Here is a 607-nt window from a genome sequence, read left to right as displayed (position 1 = left end):
CAGCAGAAAGGCCGCGATCAGCAGCTGGACGACCTGAAAGCCCTGCTGGCCGGTGGCAATGCCGACCACAGCATGCGCGCTCGGTTGCTTGGTCCCGGTGGCCCGGGCGACCTGCGGCGGGCCTTGCTGGAAGGCGAGGCACCGGGGCATGAGTGGGTGCTATGTGCCGGGGTGCTGCTGGTGGGCTCGCTGGAGGGCCTGAGCTTCGTTCGTGAACTGGTGGGCCTATGACACTGCTACTCGACGGCCAGCAGGTGCTGGGCAAGAACATGAAGATCACCGCCAATCTGCGGATTGAAAGCGACGACCTGTCAGGGCAGACCAGCAACACCGACACCGCGCACAAGGGGTTCAAGCCCAAGACGCTTACGGTTTCCCTGATGATCCCCTACGTCAACCAGGGCCAGCTGCGCGACCTGATGCGCCTGGCCGAGGCCACCGCCGGCGGCGGGCGGCTCAAGCTATACCGGATCGTCAACGACACGGCCGCCGCCTTCGGCATCCGCGAGGTTCAATTCTCCGAAGGCGTGAGCGCCCGCGAGGACGACACCCGGGCGGCCTGGCTGGTGCAGTTCACCCTGTCCGAAAAGCTGTCGAACCCGGAGAA

Annotated in this window: 1 protein-coding gene and 1 pseudogene; both read left to right on the top strand. The window is 65.7% G+C overall.

Annotated features, from left to right (window positions below; genetic code table 11):
• Positions 1-231, top strand: a pseudogene (locus GV818_RS33700) (hypothetical protein); the annotation flags it as partial.
• Positions 228-607: DNA-binding protein (locus GV818_RS33695; RefSeq protein ID WP_161778745.1), on the top strand; the 380-nt coding region annotated here is incomplete at its 3' end. The pseudogene GV818_RS33700 and the gene GV818_RS33695, both read left to right, overlap by 4 nt.

Source organism: Pseudomonas sp. Fl4BN1, from assembly GCF_009908285.1.
Taxonomy (GTDB): domain Bacteria; phylum Pseudomonadota; class Gammaproteobacteria; order Pseudomonadales; family Pseudomonadaceae; genus Aquipseudomonas.
Note: the sequence above shows the minus strand (reverse complement) of the source record. Positions and strands in the feature narration are given on the sequence as shown.